Source organism: Actinoplanes lutulentus, from assembly GCF_003259845.1.
In the GTDB taxonomy this organism is placed as follows: domain Bacteria; phylum Actinomycetota; class Actinomycetes; order Mycobacteriales; family Micromonosporaceae; genus Actinoplanes; species Actinoplanes lutulentus.
Window position 1 is genome coordinate 168,728 of the sequence record NZ_QLMJ01000017.1, and the last position, 21,904, is coordinate 190,631.

General features: G+C 70.3%; 18 protein-coding genes. 11 read left to right on the forward strand and 7 right to left on the reverse strand.

What is annotated here, in order from left to right; genetic code table 11:
• The first annotated feature begins 25 nt into the window (after positions 1–25).
• Together B0I29_RS31850 and B0I29_RS31855 are read left to right on the forward strand one after the other, a co-directional pair.
• The gene (locus tag B0I29_RS31850; protein ID WP_111652806.1) at positions 26–2,767 is read left to right on the forward strand and encodes a CHAT domain-containing protein; all 2,742 of its coding nucleotides are present in this window, start codon (positions 26–28) and stop codon (positions 2,765–2,767) included.
• A gap of 241 nt (positions 2,768–3,008) precedes the next feature.
• Positions 3,009–3,794, forward strand: coding sequence for a nucleotidyltransferase domain-containing protein (locus tag B0I29_RS31855; protein ID WP_111652807.1), 786 nt, complete (start codon positions 3,009–3,011; stop codon positions 3,792–3,794).
• 182 nt (positions 3,795–3,976) lie between these two features.
• Here B0I29_RS31855 and B0I29_RS31860 read toward each other — a convergent pair whose 3' ends face one another.
• Positions 3,977–4,828, reverse strand: a complete 852-nt coding sequence (locus B0I29_RS31860; RefSeq protein ID WP_111652917.1) for a LysR family transcriptional regulator — start codon at positions 4,826–4,828, stop codon at positions 3,977–3,979.
• 82 nt (positions 4,829–4,910) lie between these two features.
• On the opposite strand from B0I29_RS31860, the gene B0I29_RS31865 reads away from it, so the two are divergent.
• Together B0I29_RS31865 and B0I29_RS31870 are read left to right on the forward strand one after the other, a co-directional pair.
• Complete coding sequence (locus B0I29_RS31865; protein ID WP_111652808.1) at positions 4,911–5,633, forward strand: SDR family NAD(P)-dependent oxidoreductase; 723 nt, start codon at positions 4,911–4,913, stop codon at positions 5,631–5,633.
• A gap of 62 nt (positions 5,634–5,695) precedes the next feature.
• On the forward strand, positions 5,696–6,598 hold the full coding sequence (locus tag B0I29_RS31870; RefSeq protein ID WP_111652809.1) for an SEC-C domain-containing protein: 903 nt from the start codon (positions 5,696–5,698) through the stop codon (positions 6,596–6,598).
• A gap of 158 nt (positions 6,599–6,756) precedes the next feature.
• Here B0I29_RS31870 and B0I29_RS31875 read toward each other — a convergent pair whose 3' ends face one another.
• The 3 genes from B0I29_RS31875 to B0I29_RS47570 all read right to left on the reverse strand — a co-directional run bounded on the left by B0I29_RS31875 (position 6,757) and on the right by B0I29_RS47570 (position 9,127).
• Entirely contained in the window at positions 6,757–7,626 is an 870-nt protein-coding gene (locus tag B0I29_RS31875) for an NAD-dependent epimerase/dehydratase family protein (protein WP_111652810.1), read from the reverse strand.
• 1 nt (position 7,627) lies between these two features.
• Entirely contained in the window at positions 7,628–8,656 is a 1,029-nt protein-coding gene (locus B0I29_RS31880) for a hypothetical protein (protein WP_146616946.1), read from the reverse strand.
• 345 nt (positions 8,657–9,001) lie between these two features.
• Positions 9,002–9,127, reverse strand: a complete 126-nt coding sequence (locus B0I29_RS47570) for a hypothetical protein (protein WP_260330041.1) — start codon at positions 9,125–9,127, stop codon at positions 9,002–9,004.
• A gap of 155 nt (positions 9,128–9,282) precedes the next feature.
• Between B0I29_RS47570 and B0I29_RS31885 the strand changes: the two genes are divergently transcribed.
• The 7 genes from B0I29_RS31885 to B0I29_RS31915 all read left to right on the forward strand — a co-directional run bounded on the left by B0I29_RS31885 (position 9,283) and on the right by B0I29_RS31915 (position 17,963).
• Positions 9,283–10,377, forward strand: a complete 1,095-nt coding sequence (locus B0I29_RS31885) for a hypothetical protein (protein WP_245972871.1) — start codon at positions 9,283–9,285, stop codon at positions 10,375–10,377.
• Between the two features lie 24 nt (positions 10,378–10,401).
• The gene (locus tag B0I29_RS31890; protein WP_111652813.1) at positions 10,402–11,589 is read left to right on the forward strand and encodes an aminotransferase class V-fold PLP-dependent enzyme; all 1,188 of its coding nucleotides are present in this window, start codon (positions 10,402–10,404) and stop codon (positions 11,587–11,589) included.
• A gap of 145 nt (positions 11,590–11,734) precedes the next feature.
• The gene (locus tag B0I29_RS31895; protein WP_375790647.1) at positions 11,735–12,841 is read left to right on the forward strand and encodes a polyprenyl synthetase family protein; all 1,107 of its coding nucleotides are present in this window, start codon (positions 11,735–11,737) and stop codon (positions 12,839–12,841) included.
• A gap of 92 nt (positions 12,842–12,933) precedes the next feature.
• A complete protein-coding gene (locus B0I29_RS31900) occupies positions 12,934–14,289 on the forward strand; it encodes a cytochrome P450 (protein ID WP_111652814.1) in 1,356 nt (451 codons plus the stop codon).
• A gap of 13 nt (positions 14,290–14,302) precedes the next feature.
• Positions 14,303–15,469 carry an acyl-CoA dehydrogenase family protein gene (locus tag B0I29_RS31905; RefSeq protein ID WP_111652815.1) on the forward strand — a complete coding sequence of 389 codons (1,167 nt, stop codon included), beginning with the start codon at positions 14,303–14,305 and terminating at the stop codon, positions 15,467–15,469.
• Positions 15,466–16,443: an acyl-CoA dehydrogenase family protein gene (locus B0I29_RS31910; RefSeq protein WP_111652816.1), complete on the forward strand. Its 978-nt coding sequence runs from the start codon at positions 15,466–15,468 to the stop codon at positions 16,441–16,443. Before B0I29_RS31905 ends, B0I29_RS31910 begins: the two co-directional genes overlap by 4 nt.
• Complete coding sequence (locus B0I29_RS31915) at positions 16,440–17,963, forward strand: class I adenylate-forming enzyme family protein (protein ID WP_111652817.1); 1,524 nt, start codon at positions 16,440–16,442, stop codon at positions 17,961–17,963. Before B0I29_RS31910 ends, B0I29_RS31915 begins: the two co-directional genes overlap by 4 nt.
• Before the next feature lie 127 nt (positions 17,964–18,090).
• Here the strand turns inward: B0I29_RS31915 and B0I29_RS31920 are convergent, their stop codons facing one another.
• From B0I29_RS31920 to B0I29_RS31930, 3 genes are read right to left on the reverse strand one after another with little or no spacing between them, the layout of a single operon-like run.
• Positions 18,091–18,555 (reverse strand): DUF3237 domain-containing protein, encoded by a 465-nt coding sequence (locus tag B0I29_RS31920; protein WP_111652919.1) that lies wholly within the window; start codon positions 18,553–18,555, stop codon positions 18,091–18,093.
• Positions 18,552–20,189, reverse strand: a complete 1,638-nt coding sequence (locus B0I29_RS31925) for a CocE/NonD family hydrolase (RefSeq protein ID WP_111652818.1) — start codon at positions 20,187–20,189, stop codon at positions 18,552–18,554. The genes B0I29_RS31920 and B0I29_RS31925 overlap by 4 nt, the downstream gene beginning before the upstream one ends.
• The gene (locus B0I29_RS31930) at positions 20,186–21,841 is read right to left on the reverse strand and encodes an FAD-dependent monooxygenase (RefSeq protein ID WP_245972886.1); all 1,656 of its coding nucleotides are present in this window, start codon (positions 21,839–21,841) and stop codon (positions 20,186–20,188) included. Before B0I29_RS31930 ends, B0I29_RS31925 begins: the two co-directional genes overlap by 4 nt.
• Positions 21,842–21,904: the final 63 nt, after the last annotated feature.

The following is a 21,904-nucleotide window of genomic DNA, read 5'->3' on the forward strand; positions in this document are numbered from 1 at the left end:
GCAGACTGCGCTGGACCACAAGTTTATGGCCGAATCGACCATATTGGATGCCCGGGAAGCTCTGCGCCTGGCGGACTCCGAGCCGCAGCGCGCCGCGTCCCTGGGTGCGGCCGTCCTGCGTACGGCCCGCGCCGAGCGAAACCCGGAAGCCGCGGCCGTCGCCGAACGCGCCATCGGCCTCGCCGCGATGCACGTCGCCGACCTCGACGTCGCGTTGCGGCACCTGCGCTCGGCGATCCGGTGGGCGGGCCGCGCCGGCTCCGCACTGCTCGCCGCCGAAGCCCGCATGACCCTCGCGTTCGTCCTCAACCGGCGCGGCCGTTCCCGGGCGGCACTGCGCGAGATCGACACCGCCCTGCTCGACCTGACCGGGGTGCCGCACGCCCGCGCCGAGGCCCAGCGCGGCGCGATCATGCACCAGCTCGGCCGCTTCGACGACGCCCTGGCCAGCTATCGCAGCTCCCTGCCCGCGCTCCGCAAAGGCGACGATCACCTGTGGACGCTGCGGGTGCTGCTCAACCGCGGCCTGCTGCAGGGCCACCGGCAGGACTTCGCCGCCGCCCAGGCCGACCTGGACGAGGCCATGGACCTCAGCGCCCGCCTGGAACTGAAGATGTTCGCCGCCTTCGTGCACCAGAACCTCGCCGAGGTGCACGCCCTGCGCGGCGACGTGCCGGCCGCCCTGCACCACCTCGGCCAGGCCGAAAACCTGGTCCCCGAGCTGAACTTCAAAACCGGCCCGTTACTGGCCGACCGCAGCCGGCTGCTGCTGTCGGTACGCCTGACCGCCGAAGCCCGGGAAGCCGCCGAACAGGCGATCACGGCGTTCGAGGCTGAACACCGCCGCAGCGACATCCCCGAGGTACGCCTGGTCCTGGCCCGGGCCGCGGTCCTGGACGGCGACACCACCACGGCCCTGACGCAGGCGCGGCTCGCCGGCCGCGAGTTCGCCCGGCAGGGCCGCCGCCAGTGGTCCACCGCCGCCCGGCTGATGGTCCTGTCCTGCCGCGCGGCACTGGGCCACCCACCGGCGGTACGCCTGAACGAGGTCGAGCAACTCATTCCCGCCCTGGAGGCAGCGGGCTGGCCGGCCGTGGCCCTGGAAGCCCGGCTGCTGGCCGCCCGGCTGGCACGGGAACGCGGCCACCACGATCGCAGCCACCGCCTGCTGCGCCCCGGCGCCGCCCTGCGCCGGCGTGGCACCGCCGTGCTGCGCGCCCGCGGCTGGTACGCCGAAGCCCAGCTCCGCCTGCTCGACGACAACCGGCGCGGCGCCACCGCGGCGGTCCGCGCCGGCCTGCGCATCCTCGACGAGCACCGCGCCACCCTCGGCGCCACCGACCTGCGCGCCCACGCGTCCGGGCACCGCCTCGAACTGGTCGAGCTGGGCCTGCACATCGCGATGGACGAGCGCCGCCCCGATCGGGTATTCCGGTGGGCCGAGCGCGGCCGTGCCAGCCACCTGCTGCTGAGCCCGGCCCGCCCGCCGGAGGACCCGATCGTGGCCGACGCGGTCGCCGAGCTACGCGCCACCGCCGCCCAGATCCGGTCCGGGCACCTCGCCGGGCGCAACGTCACCCGCCTGGTGCAGCGACAGATCACCCTGGAACGCTGGATCCGCGACTACTGCCGGATGCAGCGCCAGGACGTCGCCGCCGACGGCATCGAACCGGTCGGCTTGCCCGGCCTGGCCGGTACGCTGGGCGACTCCGCCCTGCTGGAGTTCCTCGCCCACGACGGCATGCTGTACGTCCTCGCCGTCTCCGGCGGCCGATGCGTCCTGCGGGCCGTGGCGCCGGTGGCCGCCGCCGGGCACCTGGTCGACCAGGTCACGTTCACCCTGCGCCGGCTGAGTCACCCGACGGCGCGCCCGGCCAGCCGGGAAGCCGCGGCGAGGCTGCTCAGGGCGGCGGCGACCGCCCTGGACGACATGCTGCTCGGCCCGGTCGCCGCCGAGCTCGGCGACCGTGCGCTGGTGGTCATCCCGACCGGCCCGCTGCAGTCGCTGCCCTGGTCGGTCCTGCCGTCCTGCGCGGGCCGCCCGGTGTCGGTAGCACCGTCGGCAACGCTGTGGCACCGAGCCGCCACCGGCCCTGGCCCGGCCGGCGAGAGCCACTCCATAGCGCCACCGGCCGGCGACCGCGATCAAGCGCTCGACAATGCCGGGCGACATATCCGATTTGCCGGTGATATCAGTGCGCCTACCGGGCGACGGGTCATCGTCGGATACGGCCTGCCGGGCGCCGTCGCCGAAGCGGAATCGCTGGCCGCTCTGCACGGCACCCAGCCGATCACCGGCGCCGAGGCCACCGTGGGCGCAGTGACCCGGGCCATGAACGGCGCGAGCCTGGCGCACATCGCCGCGCATGGCCGGGTCCAGCCGAGCAACCCGCTGTTCTCGTCGCTGATGCTCAGCGACGGCCCGCTCACCGTGTACGACATGGAACGCCTCGACCGGGTACCCGCCACGGTGATCCTGGCGGCCTGCGACACCGGCCGCACGGTCGTGCACGCGGGCGACGAGGTGCTGGGCATCAGCGCCACTCTGCTGTCCCGCGGCGCCCGGCAGATCGTCGCCTCCGTCGTACCGGTGCCCGACGTGCAGACCCGGCCCATGATGATCGCCCTGCACGAGCTCCTGCTGACCGGCGTGGCGGTCCCGAACGCCCTCGCCGAGATCCAGAAACGCGTGGCCGGCGAGGACGGCACCGCCGCGGCAGCAGCGGCCGGTTTCGTCTGCGTCGGCGCCGCTGCCCCGATCGCGTAAACCCGTATCCACACCCGATCCGGCGCCTCCCCTTTCATATGCAGGACACGGCCGGTTCGTGCCCGGCCTGGACAACCTCGACACCCCGGGTTAGATCCTGGCCTACGCGATCGTGCTCGGCGTGGCCCAGCACGCGGTCACCACCCTGGTGGACCGCCGCGGCCAGGAACTGCTGTCCGACATCCCCAGCAAACGCGCCCCCGGCGCCGACAGCACCAGCACCCGGCGCTGAACACCGCTCATGGAGGAAGCATTGCTCGCACAGGAACACCTGATCACCCGGGTCAAGGACCTCTGCCGCACCGACGAGCGCCTCGTCGCCGCCCTCGTCTACGGCTCGTTCGTCAACGGTGAGGCGGACCGCCACAGCGACATCGAGTTCTGGCTCTTCGCCGGCGCCGAGGCCACCCTGGACGAACGCGCCTGGCTGGACCAGATCGGCACGATCCAGCACACGGTCGTCAACGAGTTCGGCACCCACGTGGTGTTCTTCCCCCGCCTGCTGCGCGGCGAATTCCACTTCACCACCGAGCAAAACATCCCTTCGGTACGCACATGGCCCGCCCGCAGCGGCCCCACCGACCGGATGATCGTGCTCGACCGCACCGGCGCCCTCCGCGAAGCCCTCGACTCGCTGCCCGCGCAGGCTGCGCTGCCCACCACTCCCGCCGAGATCGACGAGCTCTGCGGCCGGTTCGCCAACTGGCTGCTGCTCGCCCATCACGTGACCCAGCGCGGCGAGTTGCTACGTGCCGTCGATGCCCTGGCGCACACTCAGCGGCACCTGCTGTGGATGGCCCGCCTCGCCGAGAACCGCACCCAGCACTGGCTCACACCGTCCCGCAACGCCGAGTCCGACCTCCCCTCCGAGGTCGTGCACGCCATCCACCGCACGACGGCAACCGCCGACCCGGACTCCCTCGCCGCAGCCCTCACCGCGACGTGGGCGCTCGGCCGCCGCTATTGGCAGCAACTAGGGCATAACGTCCCCGCCGACCTCTTCGCCGACCTCGACGCCTGCCTGTGATCGGGCCCCGGCGTGACAAACACCGACTGCCGCCTCCCGGCCCCCGCTGACACAGACTTCAAGGCCTCACACCCACTGTGGGTGTGACCACGCCCGCAGTGGGTGTGAGGCTTTGCGACACCGTCGCTCCAAAGGCCGGCCTCCGAGCGACAACGTCGCTCCAAGAGCCGGCCTCCGAGAAGTCAGCCGGCCTCAGGCCTATCGAGCTGACCCGCGGTGCGGACCAGATCGGCGAGCAGCCGCGAACGGCTGTGCGGCGGCCAGGCCAGCACCGTCGTGACCCGCGGGGCGTCGACCAGCGGGATCGCCGCGTGGGCGCTCCACAGCCACGTCCGCGACGAAGCACACAGGACCGCCGACGTGTGACCGAGAGCGATCAGCTGCGCCAGCTGGGACAGGTCGTGAATCTCCGGACCCGGGCCGGGCTCGTAGACACCGTCCTGGCCCGGCCAGCGTGCCACCGGCAGATCCGGCACGGCGGCGACCTCGGCCATCGTCAGTGACGAGCGGGCGGCGAGGGGATGCGCGGCGGGCACGATCGCGACCTGCCGCTCGGTCAGCAGATCCTCGGTGTCGAACCCGGCCAGGGCGTCGAACGGCCGCTGCATCAACGCCACGTCGGCGCGGCCGTCGCGCAGCATCAGCGCCTGCTCGCCCATGCCGCAGAGCAGCACCTCGACCTCGGCGCCGTGCGCATCCAGGAGCCGCTGCAACAGTTCGTGGTTGGCGCCGGCTTTCGTCGCCAGCGTCAGGCGGCCGGTGGACGACGCGGCCCGCCGGGTACGCCGAGCGGCCGCCGCCGCACCGTCGAGAACCGCGCGGGCCTCCTCCAGGAGCACCTGGCCGGCGTCGGTGAGCGCCACCCCGCGGCGGTCCCGGTCGAGCAGGGTGACGCCGAGGCGCCGTTCGAGCTGCTGGATCGCCCGGGACAGCGGCGGCTGGGCGATGCCGAGGCGTTCAGCCGCGCGGCTGAAGTGCAGTTCCTCGGCGACGGTCACGAAGTACCGGAGCTCGCGGGTCTCGAGCAGGTCCACGCCCAGCACGATACCCGCCGGGTATCACAGCCCACCGCAACGGTGTAACGGCAGCACGGTCCGCCGAGCCACGATCGGCGTCATGAGCGACATCAAGACCGCGCTGGTCACCGGCGCGAACAAGGGACTGGGATACGAGATCGCGGCCGGACTGGGCGCGAAGGGCTACCGCGTAGCGATCGGCGCCCGCGACGCCGCCCGCGGCGAGGCGGCCGTGAAGAGGCTGCGGGAGAGCGGGATCGACGCGTTCGCGGTGCCGCTCGACGTCACCAGCGACCGCAGCGTCGCCGAGGCCGCAACGTTGATCACCGAGCTGGACGTTCTCGTCAACAACGCCGGCATCTCCGGGCCGACCGGCCCGGGCTGGGCCCAGGACCCGACCACCCTCGACCTCGACGTCGTCCGCGAGGTCGTGGACGTCAACGTCTACGGCGTGATCCGGGTGATCAATACGATGCTGCCGCTGCTGCGCCGGTCGGCGTCGCCGCGCATCGTCAACATCTCCAGCAGCGTCGGCTCGCTGACCTGGCAGTCGGACCCGGCCGTCGAGGTCGGCCCGATCATGGCCGCCTACTCGCCGACGAAGTCGTACCTCAACGCTGTCACCGTGCACTATGCTCGGCAGCTGGCCGGCACGAACATCCTGATCAACGCGGCCTGCCCGGGCCTGGTCGCCACCGACTTCACCGGCTTCCAGGGGCGGTCCCCGCAGGAGGCCGCGGCCACCGCGATCCGGCTCGCGACGCTGCCCGACGACGGACCGACCGGCGCCTTCTACAACGACGAGGGCGTCATCCCCTGGTGAACCGGGGAAAGTGAGACCCAGATCAACAGCGATGGAACCGCGCAAAGAGTACGGTCAGGGACGTGTCGTTGAAAGCGAATCTGACCAGCGCAGACCTTACTGAGCTCCGGGAAACCGTCCTTGGTGCCGCCGACCCGCTCGGCGTCGCCGCCGAGCTGTCGAGCGCCGCCGAGGACGGCAAACTGGCCGACCCGGAGGACGCGGGGCTCGCCCTCACCCTCGCCGCCGAGATCGCGGAGAGCCGCAACAAGCTCGAAGCGGCCCTGCGATACGTGGACAAGGCCCTTGAATCGTACGGAAAAAGGGACGACGCCCAGGTCTCCGCGGCCCGCGCCGTCCGCGCCCGGCTGCTGTTCCGGGCCGGCCGCGAGGACGAGGCGACCGCCGAGCTCGAGCCGCTGCGCCCGCTGCTCACCAAGGAACCGGACGCGGCGGCGTACGTCAGCGCGGCCCTGGCCGTCGGCGGCCGCCACCGGATCGCCGAGCAGTGGCTGACCGAGGCGGTGAAAGAGGCCCTCGCCGAGCGCGGCGCCGGCGAGCCGTCCGACGCGGAGGACGCGGGGACGCTGTTCTTCCTGCTGCAGCAGCGGCACCGCATCCGCCACGCGATCGGCCTCTCGCACGACGCGCACGACAACCTCGCCGAGCGCCTCGAGACCCGGCTCACCAACGCCTCGACCGCCACGACCGCGGCCTCAGCCACCGGTGACCTGGTGTTCTGGCCGCAGGCCGACTTCGAAGCCCTGCCTGCCGACGAGGCCGAGAAGAACGGCGGCACCTGGGACGGGCACCGCGCCCGCCTGGAGCGCGAGCTGGTCCGCCGCGCCGGCGCCGGCCAGACCGACCTGGTGATCAAGCGCCACGGCGGCGGCCAGATCTCCTGGCCCCCGGAGCGCAACGGCGCCTGCTGGTGCGGCTCCGGCCTCAAGTACAAGAAGTGCTGCCTGCCGCGCTCCCGCGGCTGACACCAGCACCAGCCCAGCACCGGCTCCAGGCCGCGGCCCGCACCCAGCGGCCGCGGCCTCACCTTTCCCCAGCGGCCGCGGCCTCACCTTTTCCCGGCGGCCACGGCCCCAGCCTTCCCCGGCGGGTGGGGCCGCGGCATTTCCCGGCGGGTGCGGCCTCAGCTATCGCCGGTGGCTGCGGGCGACCGCCAGCTGTGCTCCGGGGTGTAACCGAGCAGCCGTCGAGCTTTCTCGATGGAGAGCAGTGTCTCGTGCTCACCCAGCTCGCGGGTGACGGGCACGTCCGGGAAGTACTCGGCGGCCAGGTCCGCGGTCCGGCGGCTCATCACCGTGTCAGCGTTCGCGATCACGAAGACCTCCAGGCCGGGCTGGTCGTACCCGAGTGCGAGCCGCACGGCCTGCGCCCCGTCGCGGGCGTCGATGTACCCCCACAGGTTCCAGATCCGCTGCCTCGGGTCGGCGTCGAAACCGGGGAAGGCGGCGTAGTCACCCGGCTCCATCACGTTGGAGAACCGCAGACCGGTCATCGTGAGCTCGGGATCCCACCGGCAGAACTGGGCGGCCATCTGCTCGTCGAGATGCTTGGCCAGTGAGTACGACGTCTCCGGCCGGGCCGCGTACTCCTCGTCGACCGGCAGGTACGGCGGCGGGCTGTCGAACGGCAGGCCGAGCAGGGTCTCGCTGGATGCCCACACGACGCGTTTGATGCCGGCCGTCCGGGCCGCGGCGAACACGTTGTAGCTGGAGGTGATGTTGTTGGCGAACGTGGTCGCGTTCGGCGCCATGCCCGGTCCGGGAATCGCGGCCAGGTGCACGACCGCGTCCACACTGCTGTACCGATCGTCGACACCGGTCAGCGCGCCGAGCACCTGACCGTAATCGGTCAGTTCAACCCGGGTGTACGGGGCGAGGCTCTCCCTGGGCGGCGCCAGGTCGAGGTTGTGCACCTCGAACCCATGCTGGAGCAGTTCTTTCACGACGGCGCGGCCGAGTTTGCCACTGCCGCCGGTCACAGCGATGCGGGGCACGTCACTCCTGAGTTCGTCCGATGGTGCTGCCAGTCTTTCCCACCTGACGATCTTCCGCCCACCGGGCGGCGAGAAGGTACGCCCCGATCACCAGCGCCATCACCACCGCGACGACCGTCAGGTCGCTGACCAGCGCCATCAGCGCCGACGCCGGCCGGTACGCGGGAGCGAAGAACGCACCGGCCGCCGCGGCGAGCAGACCGGCCGACCAGCCGGTCACGACGTGCCGCTGGTCCCAACCGGCGCGGCGCGACCAGGTCACCGCCAGCGCCACGGCCGTCCCGGCTGCCACGATGCTCGCGCCGACCAGGGGCCAGCCGGTGAAGAACCACAGACCCAGCTGGAGGGCGAGCAGCAACAGCCCCCACAGCAGCGGATGCGGGACGAATCCTTCACGTCGCTGCGTCGTGCGCCGCCACCGGGGCAGCATCGCCACCGCGACCAGCCCGATCACCACGCTCACGGCTAGCCACGCCTGCTCGGGGGCGAGCACGAAGCCTTTCCGCCCGTCCTCACTGTCCGAGAAGATCATCAAGCTGCCCAGCAGGTAGAGCACGCCGAAACCCAGCAGTCCCCACCGGCCCAGCCACGGACGATGCCGCCACGACTCGCGCTGCGCCGACTCCACCAGCATGATCGGGGCGCAGATGCTCAACAGGACATGGTTGCCCACATAGTTGAAGGCCTCCTCAGCGCTGAACCCGAACATCGGGATGTCGGTCGCCGTCGATCCCATGCCGGCGAACTCGGTGTCATCGAGAAACCCGGGGTTGAACAACGACTGATCCACCAGCGCTGCCTGCACCACCCCGAACGCCGCCGCGAGCAGCACGATGACCGGCCAGCCACCACCGGAACGACGTGCCGCCTCGCGAATCAGCACCGCGGCGCCACCGTAGAGCGGCCCCAGGAAAAGGATCACCACCGGATAGTCGCCGACGGTGAATCCGCCCCAGGAACACTCGGCCGTCCACGGCGCCAGCACCAGCAGGGCGGCCACCGCCAACCAGCGACGCCATCGCTTGTCCACCTGTTCGTCCTTCCGGCCGGGAAACGCGTGCCTCACACACTCGCGCTTCCCCGCCGCCGGCCGCTGCTGCCGTCGGTCTATTTCTGCCAGACCAAAGTCGATGCCGGTCGCACCGGCGGCCCCGGGTGGCAACTCGTCAATCTTGCGTGTCGGGGACAGTCACCCAATTGTGCGGACGACCGTTGAAGGATTCGGCGCCACCGTATGGTGGTGTTGATCCGCTCTTCAACGGGCGGAGCAAACGCCTAGCCGACCAGGGGAAATCATGATTCGTACGATCGCCTCGCCCGTTTGTCGCATCAGTCCGCTGACCGGCGAAGGCGGAAGCTTTTCCTGAGCACCCGTCTAGGTGAACGCGACCACGGCGATTCCCACCAATGCCGTCACCAGCCCCACCAGGGCCGCCGACAACAGCAGCGCGGCAGCGAGCAGGCCGTTCGGGCCGATGACCGCGGCCAGCCTCGATGACATGTTTCCGCCCTCACCGGTCGATTCCGAGCCCCCTGGGCTGGCGTGGGGACCTTTCGGCCGAGGCCGGGAGAGCGCGAGTCTCACCGACGAGTGGATCGGCATGATGATCCCCTAAGTGATCGACAGAGCACTATGTAGCTCTCCGTAGAATGCAGATGTCGCAGCATCCGGGCAAGGGGTATCGGAAGGTTTCCGCCCACCGCCCCGAACCTGACACGCCAATTAAGCACGAACCGCTCCGCGCCGCACAATCAGCACTCGACAGTGACGGTTCACCCGGTAGAGTATTTGCTTCCCTTGGTCACCTGGGCATCATTGGTGGAATGTCACCGACGCCGCCCGAACCCTCCGGGCCGGCCCGCTGGAGAAAACCGGTCGCAGCAGCAGCGGTGTTCTCGCTGGCAGTGCTCGCGGTGGCGGCGGACGTCGCCCAGCTCAGCGACTTCTCGACCCGGATCCTTCGGGCTCTGCTGGTCGCGGTCCTCGTCACCGGCCTGCTGTACCTCGTGATCAAGGTTTGGCAGTTCTACTTCGTCCAGAAGGTCAAGGAGTTACGCGGCCAGCTGGCCGACGAGGCTCTTCGCGTGAAATCCGCGCGAGCCACCCTGCAGAATTGCCTGGAAGCGATCGAGCGGATCAGTGATCGGGAACGGCCGCTGTTCGCCGAAACCCTTGAGGTGACCGTCGGCATCGGCGAGAACGACAACGCGGACCTCATCGTCGAACGGCGAGTGACAACGGCGAAACCGCTGGTGACGAACCGGACGATGCGTCCCATCGTGCCGGTACACAGCGAGCAGATCGCCAGCCTGGAGTCGATCTGCCTCACCGCGCATCGCAACGACGGCAAGATCACCCTCATCCCGTTACGGGAACAGATCAACAAACTCAAGATCTGGCTGGTCTTCGATCCACCGATCTCCTCAAGGAGCGAATGGCGCGTCGAGTACCACCCCAAGGGCCTCTGGCGACCATTCCGCGAGCGCGGCTTCGACTCGCTCGGCTGGGACGATCGATTGCAGAGCCCCAACGGACGACCATCCGCTTTCACCAGCTTCACCGTGACATTCCGTTTTCCGGCGGGCGACGAAAAGCCGACCCTGAAAGAGCGCAATGAGTACGGTCAATTGATGGCGTGTTCCCAGAATGCCGATCGGACCTGGGAAATCACGTGGCGCGACGACGAGCCGGCCGGCCGCCGCTACGACTGGGATTTCGCCCAATCCCAGCAGAACGCGCAAAATCAATAGTCGCTCAACGCGGTAGGCTCCGGTGTGGCCGTTGAGTGGGATTCCCAGCGAGACCTGTTCGAGGTGCCGGACGAGATCGCGTACTTCAACGCGGCCAGCCTGTCACCGGTCCTCCACGCGGTTCGCGCGGCCGGCGAGGCGGCGCTGCGGCAGCGAGCCCGCCCGTGGGAGATCGGCGAGGATGACTGGTTCGCCGGGGCGGAGAGACTTCGGTCGCTGGCCGGACGACTCTTCGGCAGCGGCAAGGCCGGCAACAACGGCGAAGAGCAAGGCACTGAGGACAGCAGCGCCGAGGGCATCGCGCTGGTTCCGGCGACCAGTTACGGATTCGCCGTCGCCGCGGCCAACCTCAGCATCACGGAACGGCAGCAGATCCTGGTCCTGGCCGACGAATACCCGTCCGGCGTCTACACCTGGCGCCGCCTGGCTGAACGCTCCGGCGCGAGCATTCGCACCGTGACCCGATCACCCGGGCAGACCTGGACCGACGCGATCCTGGCGGAGATCGACGACCGGATCGCGATCGTCTCGGTGCCCAACGTCCACTGGACCGACGGCGGGCTGATCGATATCGAGCAGGTCGCCGCGCGTACCCATGCGGCTGGTTCTCGGCTGGTGATCGACGCGAGCCAGTCCCTGGGCGTGATGCCGCTCGACGTCGCCGCGCTGCGCCCCGACTTCGTGGTCTCGGTCGGATACAAGTGGCTGCTGGGGCCGTTCGGCCGCGGGTATCTCTGGGTCGCCGAGGAGCACCGCGACGGCCGGCCCCTGGAGGAGAACTGGATCGTCCGAGCCGGCTCGGACGACTTCGCCGGGCTCGTGGACTACCGCGACGACTACCTTCCGGGCGCGCGACGGTACGACCAGGGCGCCCGCACACTGTTCGAGCTGACCCCGATGGCCGTGGCAGCTCTGGAACAGGTCCTGGCCTGGGGTCCGTCCCGCATCGCCGGCACCCTTGCCACGATCACCGGCGACATCGCGGCGCGGATCTCGGCCGCCGGGCTCGACGTCACCGTCGCCGAGCTGCACGGGCCACATGTGCTCGGCGTACGCGTACCCGAAGGCGCGACCGACCAGGTCGCCGCCGCTCTCAAGAAGGCGAACTGTTTCGTGGCGCGCCGTGGCGACGCGATCCGGGTGTCGCCGCACCTGCACGTCACACCGGCCGACGTCGACCGCCTCGTCACGACCCTGATCGCGAGCCTCTGACCTCGCGATCCGCCAGAGTGCGCCGTGACAATTGCCGCCTCCCGCAGGACTAGCATCCTGACGAGAAATCTTGATAATAAAGAATCATGATCAGAGAGATAGTTGCCGACGGTCGTCGCCGGGACCTGTCCCCCCGTACCCGCTCGTGAGTGTGACATCGCGCCACCCCGCGCGTACGGATTCACCGCTGGACGTGGCGGACCTGCGCGGCCGGGTTCACCGCACCGTCCACGGTTTCCTGGCCGTGCAGACCGAGCTGCTCGCCGACGTGAGCGCCGACTGCGCCCCGCTGGTGCACTACGTCACGGACCTGATGAACGGCGGGAAACGTCTGCGAGCCGCCTTCTGTTACTGGGCGTGGCGCGCCACCGGTGCCGATGACGACGCGGCCATCGTCACCGCGGCCACCGCGCTGGAGTTCCTGCAGGCCGCAGCGCTGATCCATGACGACGTCATGGATGCCTCCGACACCCGGCGCGGCGCGCCCTCGATGCATCGCCGGTTCGCCGCCCTGCATCACGGCAACGGCTGGGAGAAGGATGCCGGGCACTTCGGCGTCTCCGCGGCCATCCTCGCCGGCGATCTGTGCCTGACCTGGAGCGACGAGCTCTACACCGGCAGTGGCCTGCCCCCGCGGTCACTGGCCCGCGGCCGGGCCGTCTTCAACCCGATGCGCACCCAGCTCATGGGCGGGCAGTACCTGGACCTGCTGGAACAGGCGATCGGCGGTAGCCGCCCGCACGACGCGCTGCACCGGGCCCGCCGCGTCACGCATTACAAGAGCGCCAAGTACACCGTCGAGCACCCGCTGCTGCTCGGTGCGAGCCTTGCCGGCGCCGACGACCAGCTGCTCGCCCGGCTCTCCCGGTTCGGCCTGGCTCTCGGGGAGGCCTTCCAGCTGCGCGACGACGTTCTCGGTGTGTTCGGCGACCCCGCCACGACCGGCAAGCCCGCCGGCGACGACCTGCGCGAAGGCAAACGCACCGTCTTGATCGCGCTCGCCCTGCAACACGGCGACGCCCGGCAGCGCGATGTCGTGGAGACCCTGCTCAGCGGGGAACCGCCCGGCCCCGCCGACATCGACATCCTGCGCACCATCATCGTGGACACCGGCGCGCTGGCCGCCGCCGAACAGATGATCGCCGACCTGCTGGACCGTTCCCGGTCGGCGCTCGACACCGCCACGATCGACGAGACCGCCCGCTCCGTGCTGCTCACGCTCGCCGACGCGGCAGTCACCCGCAGCTCATAAAGCCCGCAGCTCATAAAGAAAGCGCCGACATTGACAGAGCATCCCCGGCGAATCACGCTGGTCGATACGAGGACGCTCTTTCGAGGTGAGCCATGGCGGCCGACGCTCGGGTACCACAACACGTAGCCCCGCTGCGCCCCGAGGACCGCGGTCTGCCCTGGCTCGGCCTGCTCCTCGAATACCAGCGAGATCCGATCGGGCTCTACCGTCGCCACTGGGAGCACTACGGTCCGGTCGCTCCGGCGTACATGCTCGGCAAGCACACCGTCATGCTGCTCGGCCCGGACGCCTGCGGTGAGGCGCTACAGAACAGGGACAAGGCGTTCGCCAACGGGCCGGCCTGGTCACAGCTGGTCGGCCCGTTCTTCCACCGGGGCCTGATGCTCATCGATTTCGACGACCATCTGAGCCACCGGCGGATCATGCAGGAGGCGTTCACCCAGCACCGGCTGGACGGATACACCCGCCGGCTGCACCCGGCGATCGAGCACGGCATGGCGAGCTGGGAGGCCGGCAAACGGTTCCGGGCACACTGGCGGATCAAGCAGCTCACCCTCGACATCGCCGCGGACCTGTTCATGGGCGGCGCCCGGGACACCAGCGACGCCGGGATGGCCCGGGTCAACAAAGCGTTCATCACCTGCGTGCAGGCCGCCGCCGGCATCGTCCGGGCCGACGTGCCGTTCACCCGCTGGGGCCGGGCGTACCGCGCTCGCCGGGTACTGGAGAACTTCCTGCGCGGTTATCTGCCGGCGAAGCGGGCCAGCGCGAGCGACGACATCTTCTCGGTGCTCTGCCACATCGAGACCGAGGACGGCGAGCGGTTCTCCGACGACGACGTCATCAACCACATGATCTTCCTGATGATGGCGGCGCACGACACGTCGACCATCACGACCTCGACGATCCTGCAGTACCTCGGCCAGCATCCCGCGTGGCAGGACCGCTGCCGGGCCGAGGCCCTCACGCTGGGACCGGCACCGGAACGCGCCGAGCTGGAATCACTCGTCTCGATCGACCTGGTCATGCGCGAGGCGTTGCGGCTTCGCGCGCCGGTTCCGGTGCTGGTCCGCTACACCGTCAAGGACACGGTCGTGCAGGGCGTGCGCATCCCGGCCGGCACGATGTGCGCGCTCGGCATCCAGTTCACCCACCTGATGGATCAGTACTGGACCAACCCCACCGCCTTCGATCCGGAGCGGTTCGCACCCGAGCGTCGCGAGGACCGCTCACACCGCTTCGCCTGGGAGCCGTTCGGCGGCGGCGTGCACAAGTGCATCGGCCTCTACTTCGCCGGCCTCGAAATCAAATCAATCCTGCATCGCCTGCTGCGGACCTACCACTGGGACATCGACCCGGGCTATGTCCCGCGCCTCGACCATCACTCGCTGCCCTTCCCGAAGGACGGCCAGCCGGTCGTCCTCCAGAAAAACCGATCAGAGAACTGAGACGGGGACCGGAATGGACTTCGACGACACCCCCGACGAGGCCGCCTGGCGTACCGAAGTGCGCTCTTTCCTGGATCACAATCAAGACCGCCTTTCGGTACGCACCAACGACCGCGCCCGTCAGGCATTGCTCTACGACGCCGGCTTCGTCGGCGTCACCTGGCCCATCGAGGCCGGCGGCCGCGGCGGCACCCCGATGCAGCAGGCGATCGTCGACCAGGAGATGTCCCGGCTCGGCCTGCCCGGCCTGATCAACCTCATCGGCATCGGCATGTGCGGCCCGACAGTGATCCTGCACGGCAGCGACGACCAGAAACAGCGTTATCTCCAACGGCTGCTCCGGGCCGACGACCTCTGGTGCCAGCTGTTCAGCGAGCCGTCCGCCGGCAGCGACCTGGCCGCCCTGCGTACCAGAGCCGTCCGGGAGAACGGCGCCTGGCGGATCACCGGGCAGAAGGTCTGGACGACGCTCGCGCACCTCGCCGACTACGGCATCCTGCTCGCCCGTACCGATCCTGACGTGCCCAAACATCGTGGCCTGACCATGTTCGTGGTGGACATGAAGGCGCCCGGCGTCACCGTGCGGCCGCTGCGGCAGATGAATGGCGACGCGCACTTCAACGAGGTCTTCTTCGACGACGTGGTCATCCCCGACGCCGAACGCCTCGGCGAACCCGGCGACGGCTGGACCGTGGCGCTGACGACGCTGATGAACGAGCGGCTGTCGCTCGGCGGCGGTGGCACCACGATCGGACCCAAACCCGAAACGGTGGCCCGGCACCTCGCCGGACACATCGGCGCGCTGCCCGCCGACCGGCAAGCCCTGGCCCGGCAGGAGCTGGGTCGCGGATACGTCGCCGCGCTCGGCGCCCGCTACACCGGGTACCGCCAGCTGTCGAAACTCAGCCGCGGCGAGTTCCCCGGCCCGGAAGCGTCGGCGGGCAAACTGAGCGGCACCCGCTCAGCGCGTGACCTGACCGACCTGGCCGTCCGCGTCCTCGGCGGCGACGCGCGCGTCGCGGTCTCGCGCGACGGCACCGGCACCTGGCAGACCATGCAGGCGGTGATGCCCGGCATGGCCATCGCCGGCGGCAGTGACCAGGTACTCCGCAACATCATCGGGGAGCGGGTCCTCGGACTGCCCGCCGAGCCCCGCGCCGACAAGGGGGTCCCGCGATGAACTTCGACCTGGATCAGGAACACCGCGACCTGGCCGCCGCGGCCGCCGAATTCCTGGCTACTGCGGAAGCTCCACAGGCGGCTCGCGCAGCGCTGGACGGCGACGCAGCGATCAGGCCCGGACGCGCGGAACTGGTCAAGAGCGGTTTCGCGGCGATCACCATCCCGGAGAGCGCCGGCGGAGGCGGCGGCAGCGTCCTGCACCTCGCCGTCGTCGCCGAACAGGCCGGCCGGGTGCTCGCCGGACCCTCGCTCACCGGATTCGCCCGCGCCGCGGTTCTCCTGGACGGCGACCCGGACCGCCTCGCCGGCCTCGCTGACGGCAGCCTCGCCGTAGCGGTCGCCGACGACACCGGCCCGGTCCTCGACGCGATCGGCGCCGACACCTTCCTCGCCCTGCGATCCGGCGCCCTGACCTGCGGTCCAGGCCAGGTCACCGCCCGCGAACCCATCGACGCCACTCGCGCTCTCGGCGACGTCACCCTGGGCGACAACCCCCCTTTGGTACGCGACGCCGCCGCCCTGTGGCAACGCGCGGAACGTGTCGGCCGCACGATCCTCGCCGCCGAAGGCCTCGGCACCGCCGCCCGCCTGCTGGAGATCGGCGTGGAGTACGCGAAAGAACGGCAGGCGTTCGGCCGCCCGATCGGCTCCTACCAGGCGATCAAGCACATGCTCGTCGACGTGTACGTCGCGGTCGAACAGCTGCGGTCGCTGGTCTGGTGGGCCGCGTGGGCCGCCGACCACTCCCCCGCCGAGCTGCCCCTGGCCGCCGCCGCTGCCAAGGCCGCCGCGGCCACCACCCTGGAACAGGCCGCCGAAACGGTGATCCAGGTGCACGGCGGCATCGGGTTCACCTGGGAACACGACGCCCACCTGTACTGGCGGCGCGCCAAGGTGGACCGATTCCTGCTCGGCGACGACATCGCCGCCTTCGACGAGGTGGCCCGGCTGGCGATGGAGCAGGCGTCATGAGCGCTGTCGGCGACCACCATCTCGCTCTGCTCGCCGAGCAGGCCTACGAACGCCACGGCGACTACGAATCGCTGTTCTTCGAGGGCCGATGGCTGACCTCCCGGGAGATCCACGACCGGTCGGCGCGGGCCGCCACCGGCCTGCGCTCCCACGGGGTTCGGCCGGGCGACCGGGTCGTCGTACTGATGACCAACGCCCCCGAGGTGTTCATCTCCTACCGGGCGATCTGGCGGGCCGGTGCTGTGGTGACCCCGGTGATCTTCCTGCAGAGTGTGCCGGAGCTGCGGCACATCCTCACCGACTCCGGCGCCGTCGCGGCGATCATCAGCCCGGAGCTGGCCGACCTGTTCGCCGCGGCCGCCGAGGGCCTGTCGATCACCACGTTCGTGACCGGTTATTCCGTACCCAAGGGGCTTGTGTCTTTTGAAGATCTTGAGGCCGGCGAGCCGGCCGGGATCGAGCCGCGAGCGGACGACGACCTGGCCGCGCTGCTCTACACCGGGGGGACCACCGGGCGTGCGAAAGGCGTCATGCTCAGCCATCGCGGGTTGTGGGAGGCGGGCCGCGGCCTGGAGCTGGCCTCGCGCACGTCGGCCGCGACCAGGTCGCTGCTGCCGCTGCCGTTGTCGCACGCCTACGGCCTGATCGTCACCATCGCCGGGCTGCACTCGCAGCGCAGGCTGGTCTCGGTGCTGCAGCGCTGGTTCGACCCGGCCGGCTGGCTGGAACTGGTCGCCGAACATCGGCTGGAGTCCAGTCCGGTGGTGCCGACGATGCTGCAGATGCTGCTCGCCCAGCCGCCAGGCGACCACGACCTGTCGTCGCTGCAGACCTTCGGCTCCGGCGGGGCGACCCTGCCGCCCGCGATCCGCAGCGCGGCCGAGAAGGTGTTCGGCGTGACCGTGCTGCAGGGGTACGGCTGCACCGAGTCCAGCGCGGTGATCTCGGCGGAGTCGCTCTCCGAGCACCGGCCCGGCAGCGTCGGCAAGCCGCTCGCGCACGCCGAGGTGGAGATCCGCGACGCTGCCGGGCTCTCCCTGCCGGCCGGTGAGGACGGCGAGATCTGCGTACGCGGCCCCGGCGTGATGCTCGGCTACTGGAACGACCCGGAGCAGACGTCGCGGACGGTCCGCGATGGCTGGCTGCACACCGGCGACATCGGCCACCTCGACGAGGACGGCTACCTGTTCGTGGTGGACCGCTTGAAGGACCTCATCATCCGGGGCGGCTTCAACGTCTTCCCGCGTGACGTGGAGGACGTACTGCTGGAGCACCCGGCGGTGCAGGTGGCGGCGTGCGTGGGCAGGCCGGACGCGGAGAACGGCGAGGAGGTGGTAGCGGTGGTGCAACTCCAGCCGGGGCAGCAGGTGAGCGGCGCGGCGCTGGTCGAGTTCACCAGGGAGAGGTTGGCGCGCTACAAGTATCCGCGCGAGGTGACAGTGCTGGACGCGGTGCCGCTGACCAGCGTCGGAAAGATCAACCGTAAGGCCGTCCGCGACCTGCTCAGCACCAGAGAGTGATCAGGGTAAGCACAGATCTTGTGAGCTTGCGGCTGCGTGGCGGACAGAAACTCACAAGATCCGGACCTGGCCGCCATCGGGGCGAGGTCGTGCACCGCGGCGATGCCCCTGCGCCACCCGCCGAACGTCAGGTGACCCGATACGCCGTGTAGCGCACCCGATCCGCCTCCCGGATCGCGGACGCCACAAAAATCGACTGCTCCAGCGCGCTCAACGATGGATCCGACGTCTCCAGTCGCACGCCCAGCCGGAAGTAGTACTCCGACGCATCGACCGGGTCGCCGCGCAGCAGGGCCTCCAGCACCGAAGGATCGCCACTGCGCACCCCGAACGTACGAATGTAGACATAACCACCACCCGCAACCCGCGCCGAATACCGGGTGTCGATCTCGATCGCGCCGTCAGCGCGGACCAACTGCCAATCCGCCCCGCCGGGCAGGATCTCAGCGGAAAACAGGCCGGTCACCCGGCCGCCGACGATCGGTACGACGCGCCGGTGGCCGGCCCGGGTCACACCGTGGTCCTCCAGCTCGCCGAGCCGGGCCTCCACCTCGAACACCGCCTCCAGGCCGGGAACCGCCGGCGCGCTCATCCGGCCCACACCGGCAGGTCCAGGAACGACGGCCGGAACTCGTCATGCGAGATCTCCTGCTCGGCGCGGTGCAGCGTCACCGCGTCAAAAGCCGGCGAGCCGGAGCCGGGGTTGCGGGCATATCGCGGGTGGGCGCCGGAACTGACCTGCACGCTGATCCGGTGCCCGGCGTCGAACCGGTGGAACGTCGGCCACAGCGAAACGGTCACCTCGTCAAAGCCGTCATCAGAGACGACGCGCCGGATCCCGTCGCACACCGTCATCGACCGGCCGTCCGGGTGCACATCGCAGATCCGGACGAAGACATCGGCACTCGGCTGCGACGAGCGGAACTGAATCCGGGCCACCGGCTCCCCGGCGACCGTGACCGGCTCGGTGAGCACCTCACCCCGGAAAACGGTCACATCGGCACGACTCTCATGGGCGGCGTTGTCGACCGGCCCGGAGTTCGGCAGCAGACTCGGACCACCGACAGCCGGCGTCGGATCAGCCGGGTCATAGACATAAGCGGTCACTCCCCCGGCGGTCGGCTCCGTCGACAGCCGCCCGTCCGCGTGCAGGTTCCACGCCTCGGCAGCGACACCCGGCGGTGGCCAGGCCGGGAGGTCATGCCACTCTTCCTCCCCCGTTCGGTACGCCCGGACAAGCGCCGTCCGCCCGCTGGGAACCCCGGCGAACTGCTCCTTGAGGAACGCGACAGCCTCCCCCACCGCCACGCCGCCCATGCCCCGGGACGTGTGCCCCCACGCGCCGATGGTGAGCCGCGGCGCCCGCCCGGCCGCGGCGAGCTGGGCATGATTGCGCAGCTGCCAGGGCAGGAAGATGTCGTACCAGCCGGTGATCATGTTGACCGGGGCGGTGACGCTCGGGACCGAGGCGGTGTGCGACTGCTGGGTCCAGTACTCGTCGGTCAGCCGCTCGTGGCCGACCCAGTCCTGGTACCAATGGACGGCCCGGCCGGTCGCGGCCGTGTCGCCGTCGCTCAGCGGGAGCACGCCGAACGCCCGGCCCAGCTTCGGATCCGGACGGATCATCGCGAGGCCCAGCGGCAGCATGTCCCGGCGGATCATCCGGTCCATCATCTGCGTCCAGCCGAGCGCGTTGCGCAGCGCGAACGCGCCGTTGTCCCAGGTGATCGCCCCGAAGTCAGGCATCGTCACGAGCAGGCACAACGCGTCCGGTGCCAGCTCCGGGTCGGCGGCCACCGCCCACTGGGTGTATCCCATGTAGCTCGGCCCGAACGTGGCGACCGACCCGGTGAACCAGGGCTGCTCCCGCACCCAGCGATGGGTGGCCAGGCCGTCGCGCTGCTCGTCGACCTGCGGGGTGAAGACACCGCCGGAGCCCCAGGTGCCCCGGCAGCTCTGGAACAGCACCGGGAAACCCTCGCGGGCCAGGGCGCGGGCCTCACCCGCGACCGGACCGCGACGACCGTACGGTCCACGGATCACGATCGTCGGCAGCCGTGGATCGGTCTCGCCGATCGGGGTGATCAGGTCGGCGAGCAGATCGACGCCGTCGTCCATCGGCACCCGCAGGTCCTTGCGGATCGTGATGTCGTGCGGCCCGGGTGTGAGGCCGGTCAGTGTCCGCGATTGCATCCAGCGCGAGAAACGCTGTCCGAGCGTACTCATGGGGTGTCCTTAAAGAGCGTGAGCGCGTCGCGCAGGCGTTCCAGCGCGGGCACCGCGGCGGCGAGGGCTGACCGATCGTTCGCGGACAGAGTGGCCACGGCGTCGGCAACGAGATTTCCGCTGGCGAGGTCGAAGCGGTCGAACAGGTCGAGGGCCTTCGCGGTGGCGAGGACCTCGACGTGGCGGCGGTTGCCGGGGCGGGGGCGGCGCTCGACGAGCCCGTTCGCCTCCATCGTGGTGAGCAGATTGCTGACCGTCGGGCGGCTCAGGCCGAGCCGGTCGGCGAGCTCGCCGGGACCGGCCACCACGCCCCTGGGCAGCACCCGGAGGATTTCGATCTGCGCGTCCGGGATCTCCGGCAGGTGCTCGGCGGCACGGGCCGCGGTGAGCAGGGTCCGGCGCAGCGGCGAGATCACCGCGGCGAGCCGGGCCGCGTCGAGCACCGGCGGCGACAGCGACGGCCGCTCGTTGAGCGCCGACGGGTGGAAGCCGGCCGCCTTCTTGTAACCGGTGGCGATTTCGGTCAGCTCGTCCGGCGCGATCACGTCGTGGATGTGCCCGAACCCGCCCGGCGCGCGCTCGTGGGCGAGCACCATCACCTGCTCGGGCCCCTGCCGCCGGTTGCTCAGCACGAGCGCGGTGGTGGCCGGCCGCCGATCCGCCTCATAGGCGTCCAGCGCCTGGGTCACCGCGGGCGCGGTGGCGAGATGAAAGGCGAGGGTACGCGCGTCGATGATCGCTTGCGACGCCCCGTTGGAGCCGTTCGGATACATCGGGTGCGCCGCGTCGCCGAGCAGCGTCGTCAACCCGGAAGTCCAGCTGCCGATCGGATCGCGGTCCACCATCGGGTACTCGAGGATCTCGTCGGCGGCTTTCAGCAGCCCCGGCACGTCGAGCCACGGAAAACGCCAGTCCTCGAAGAGCGCGATGATCGGCTCCGGATCGACCGCACGGTTCCAGTCCGCGCCGGTCCCGGCGAACCCCGGGCCGCGACGCTCAGCGATGATATTGATCAAATTCGGACCTATGGGGTACGCGACAAACTTCTGCTCCGCGTCCCCCGACATGATCATCGTGCGGCCGTCCAGGAAGCCGGGCGCGCGTACCGTGCCGCGCCAGAGGGTCAGCCCGTTCCCGATCGGTTCGCCCTCGCCGGGATGTCGTTGCCGGCGCAGCGCCGAGTGGATGCCGTCCGCTCCGATGATCAGGTCGGCCGCGACGGTGACCGGCCCGTCCGCGGTCTCGAAGTGTGCTCGCTCGTCGGCATCGACCTCGATCAGGCGGTGGCCGGTGCGCACCGCGTCGGGCCCCAGCCGCTCGCGCACCGCGGCGAGCAGCTCCATCTGGAACCGGCCGCGGTGCACCGACAGCTGCGGCCAGCGATATCCGGCGTCGAGGCCGCGCGGCTCGCTCCAGATCTGCTGGCCGTGCCGGTTGTAGTAGGCGAGGGTGCTGGGCGCCGCGCCGAGTTTCGCCACGCGGTCGCCCAGGCCCAGCTCGGTGAGCTCACGGACGGCGTGCGGGAGCAGGTTGAGCCCGACGCCGAGCGGCCGCAGTGAGGCGGCTCGTTCGTAGACGGTGACGTCACGGAACCCGGCCTGATGCAGGCTGAGCGCGGCGGTGAGGCCACCGATGCCGGCGCCCACGATCACGATCGCCAACTCGCCACTCCCTCTGCCGCCGCGAACTCCGGCACAGTTTTGTGACAAACATGT